5 protein-coding genes and 1 tRNA gene are annotated in these 3,671 nt (G+C 70.8%); 5 read left to right on the top strand and 1 reads right to left on the bottom strand.

The annotated features are described in order from the left end of the window. From K2Y03_RS07630 to K2Y03_RS07620, 3 genes are all read left to right on the top strand, one after another. A partial coding sequence (locus K2Y03_RS07630) for an NAD(P)(+) transhydrogenase (Re/Si-specific) subunit beta (protein ID WP_294089700.1) occupies positions 1-765 on the top strand: 765 nt, incomplete at its 5' end. Positions 766-772: 7 nt separating this feature from the next. After that, on the top strand, positions 773-1,639 hold the full coding sequence (locus K2Y03_RS07625) for a winged helix DNA-binding protein (RefSeq protein ID WP_294089699.1): 867 nt from the start codon (positions 773-775) through the stop codon (positions 1,637-1,639). A gap of 29 nt (positions 1,640-1,668) precedes the next feature. Next, positions 1,669-1,744, top strand: a tRNA-Val gene (locus K2Y03_RS07620). A 19-nt stretch (positions 1,745-1,763) separates the two neighbouring features. On the opposite strand, the gene K2Y03_RS07615 is transcribed toward K2Y03_RS07620, so the two are convergent. Continuing rightward, the gene (locus K2Y03_RS07615; protein ID WP_294089697.1) at positions 1,764-2,324 is read right to left on the bottom strand and encodes a helix-turn-helix transcriptional regulator; all 561 of its coding nucleotides are present in this window, start codon (positions 2,322-2,324) and stop codon (positions 1,764-1,766) included. Positions 2,325-2,439: 115 nt separating this feature from the next. Between K2Y03_RS07615 and K2Y03_RS07610 the strand changes: the two genes are divergently transcribed. Together K2Y03_RS07610 and K2Y03_RS07605 are read left to right on the top strand one after the other, a co-directional pair. Beyond that, positions 2,440-2,901, top strand: a complete 462-nt coding sequence (locus K2Y03_RS07610) for a DUF6456 domain-containing protein (protein WP_294089701.1) — start codon at positions 2,440-2,442, stop codon at positions 2,899-2,901. 57 nt (positions 2,902-2,958) lie between these two features. Continuing rightward, positions 2,959-3,624 carry a glutathione S-transferase family protein gene (locus K2Y03_RS07605; RefSeq protein ID WP_294089696.1) on the top strand — a complete coding sequence of 222 codons (666 nt, stop codon included), beginning with the start codon at positions 2,959-2,961 and terminating at the stop codon, positions 3,622-3,624. The last annotated feature ends 47 nt before the right edge of the window (positions 3,625-3,671 follow it).

Raw genomic sequence — 3,671 nt, 5'->3', positions numbered from 1 at the left:
GGGGCGGACATGCCGGTCGTCGTCTCGATGCTCAACAGCTATTCGGGCTGGGCGGCCGCCGCGATGGGCTTCACGCTGCACAACACCGCGATGATCATCACCGGCGCGCTGGTCGGCTCGTCGGGCGCGATCCTCAGCTACATCATGTGCAAGGCGATGAACCGCGGCTTCATCAGCGTGATCGCCGGCGGCTTCGGCGCGGTCGCCTCGGGCGGGGACGCGGCCAAGGTCGACCGGCCGTGGAAGCGCGGCTCGGCCGATGACGCCGCCTTCCTGATGAGCCAGGCCGAGCAGGTCATCATCGTGCCGGGTTACGGCATGGCCGTCGCTCAGGCCCAGCATGTGCTGCGCGAGATGACCGACAAGCTGAAGGAACATGGCGTGCGGGTGAAGTTCGCCATCCACCCGGTGGCGGGGCGCATGCCCGGGCACATGAACGTGCTGCTCGCCGAGGCGAACGTGCCCTATGACGAGGTGTTCGAGCTGGAGGACATCAACAGCGAGTTCGCCCAGACCGACGTCGCCTTCATCATCGGCGCGAACGACGTGGTCAATCCGGCGGCGAAGACCGACAAGGGATCGCCCATTTTCGGCATGCCGGTGTTCGACGTGGAAAAGGCCAAGACCGTGCTGTTCATCAAGCGCAGCATGGGGGGCGTGGGCTATGCCGGCGTCGACAATGACGTGTTCTACATGGACAACACCATGATGCTGCTCGCCGACGCCAAGAAGATGGTCGAGGATATCGTCAAGGCGATCGGGTGACCGCGCGATGACGGGTTGGGGCGCCGGGCCTGGCGCAGTCGCGCTGGTCGCGGCGCCGGCCGGGGCGGCGATGGGCGAACAGGCTATCGCGCTGGCGGGCGCGCATCTGATCGCGCCGGCCGCGCTCAGCGTGCCGGTGGCGGCGCCCGTGCTGCTGATCGAGGCAGCGGACCTCGGCGATGATGTGCTGCTGCCGTTGATCGCGGCGGCGGCGGCGGCAGCGGCCGGTGGCACCGCGCTGGTGGTGGCGATGGCGCCGGCGCAGATCGACCTGGTCGCCGCCGCGCTGATCGAGACGCCGGCGCAATTGCTCTGCGCGGCGGGGCTGTCGGAGCGGGTGGCGGCGCTGACGCTGGCCCGCCGCGCCGCGCCCGCCCCCCGGCTGCGCGAGACCGAGGCCGAGCGGCTGGCGGCGCTGCGTGATGAGATTGCCCGCCTCGTCGAGACGCTGTCCCGCCTTTCCGCCGACCCGGGGGAGCGCCCGCCGGTTGCGCTGGCCGACCGGACGACCGCCTATCGCGCTGGCGATGCCGGGGCTGCCCCCGTCACTGCCGCCGATATCCGTGCGGTGATCAAGGCGCGGCGGCTGCGCGACGCGCTGTTCGGCGCCGGGCTGTTCGAGGATCCGGCCTGGGACATGCTGCTCGACCTGCATGCCGCGCATCTGGAAGGGGCGCAGGTCTCGGTCTCGTCGCTGTGCATTGCCGCCGCCGTCGCGCCGACCACAGCGCTGCGCTGGATCCAGCGGCTGACGGCGCTGGGGCTGCTGGTGCGCTCGCCCGATCCCGATGATGGCCGGCGGGCGTTTCTGGCGCTGTCGCCGGCGGCGCTGGCGGCGATGGGCCGCTATTGGGCGGCGGCCCCCTTGCGCTGAGCGGCGCGCTCTGCCAGTGGCGGCGCCGGGGGCGCTTAGCTCAGTTGGTAGAGCGTCTCGTTTACACCGAGAATGTCGGCGGTTCGAGTCCGTCAGCGCCCACCATTTCCCGCCCAAGTCCTTGTTATAAATCGCGAATCAGGCGGATGACCCGCGCCATCCAGGGTGGATCGGCCAGCACCTGCTGGCGCGCGCCGGCGGCAAGCCCGATCAGCTGGATGCGCCCCTCCTCCCGCCCGATCAGCCGGCCGAACGCGAACCGTCCGGCCGGGCGCGGCACCAGCACGTCGCGGTTGAGCGCGCGCGCGAACCCCTCGGGTGCCAGCCGCTCGCACCACAATTGGTCGCCTGCGCGATAATCGCCCAGCCCGGCCTGCACCACCAGCCCGACCAGCCCGGTGCCGGGGCGCGGGGCGGCCAGCGCCATCGGCGCGCGCGGCGCCACGGCCCCGTCCGGCCCCAGCAGCGCGGCGACCGGCACGCCCTCGTCCGACAGGCGCACCAGCTCGGTCGCTTCCACGCCCAAAGCGGCGGCAATGCGGTTGAGCCACGCGACCGAGACGGTGCGCGTGCCCGTTTCCAGCCGGCCGATGGTCTGCGCGGTGGTGGGCGGCACACAGGCGCGCGCGACATCGTCCAGCGTCATGCCGCGCGCGCGGCGCACATCGCGGATGGCGGTGATCATCGCAGGCGCTCCTTCCTAAGATAACCAGATCGGTTATTCTTCTTTCCTACAACCAGCCGATTATGGCAAGTGCGATTCGCCCCCCGAACGCAGGAGCTGACCCCCGATGCGCGACATGGTTGATGTGGAACTCGATGATTTCGGCCCCACCGCCCGCCCAGCGCGCGCCGGCCGCCGCAGCGCGACCGTCAACCGCGCCGAATCGCCGCTGTCGTGGCTCGCCGCGCGCGGGCTGGTCTCGCCGCGCCAGATGGAGGCGGGCGAGCGGCTGCGCGCCGATTTCGAGGCGGCTGGCCTGGCGGCGCGGGTGACGATGCGGTGGGACGCGGTGCCCGCCGGCCGCCACGCCGGCGCCATCGCCGGCGATCCCGCGCTCGGCCGGATCGCCGCCAAGCGCCGCTTCGACGCCGCGATTGCCGCGCTCGGCCCGGGCCTGGCCGACATTGCCTGGCGCGTCGTCTGCGCCGGCGAAGGCCTGCCGCTCGCCGAACGCGCGCTCGGCTGGCCGGCGCGTGCCGGTCGCCTCGTCCTCACGCTCGCGCTCGACCGGCTCGCTGACCATTATGCGCTGAAATAGGTTGCGGTCTGAAACGGAACACCCTAGCCAGCAGCAGCAACGATCAGGAGCCCGATCATGATCCTCTATGGCGCCGTGCTTTCGCCCTATGTCCGCAAGGTGCTGGCCTATGCGCGTGAGAAGGACATTACGCTCACGCTGGAGCCGGTGGGGCTAGCCGGGCAACCGCCGGCCTTTCTGGAAGCAAGCCCGTTCCGCAAGATGCCGGCGCTGCGCGACCCCGGTGCCGATGGCGGCCGCGACTTCTGCATTTCGGATTCGAGCGCGATCATCGCCTATCTGGAGGCGAAATTTCCGGCGCCCGCACTGATCCCCACCGAGCCGATGGCGCGCGCGCGCACGATCTGGTTCGACGAACTGGCCGACACCATCTTCGTCGGCGGCAGCGGCAAGATCTTCTTCAACCGCTTCCTCGCGCCCAAAATCCTGAAGCGCGCCGGTGACGAGGCGCTCGCCGCGCAGGCCGAGGCGGAGGAGCTGCCGCCCGTTTGCGACTATCTCGAAGGCGTGATCCCGGCGAGCGGGTTTCTGGTCGAGGACCGGCTGACGCTGGCCGACATTGCGGTGGCCAGCCCCTTCGTCAATCTGGCGCATGCCGAGTGCGCGATCGACGCGGCGCGCTGGCCCCGGCTGGCGGCCTATGTCGCGGCGATCCTGGCGCGGCCCAGCTTTGCGCCGCTGGTGGCGGCCGAGCAGCGGATGGTGGCGGCGCTGACGGGCTGAAGTGGGTTTCAGCTTTCGCTGAAACGGTGACGGCACCAGCCCGCTCC

Origin of the sequence: Sphingomonas sp. (assembly GCF_019746015.1) — a bacterium.
GTDB lineage: Bacteria > Pseudomonadota > Alphaproteobacteria > Sphingomonadales > Sphingomonadaceae > Sphingomonas.
The sequence above is the reverse complement of the archived record's forward strand: the minus strand, read 5'-3'. Positions and strand labels throughout refer to the sequence as shown.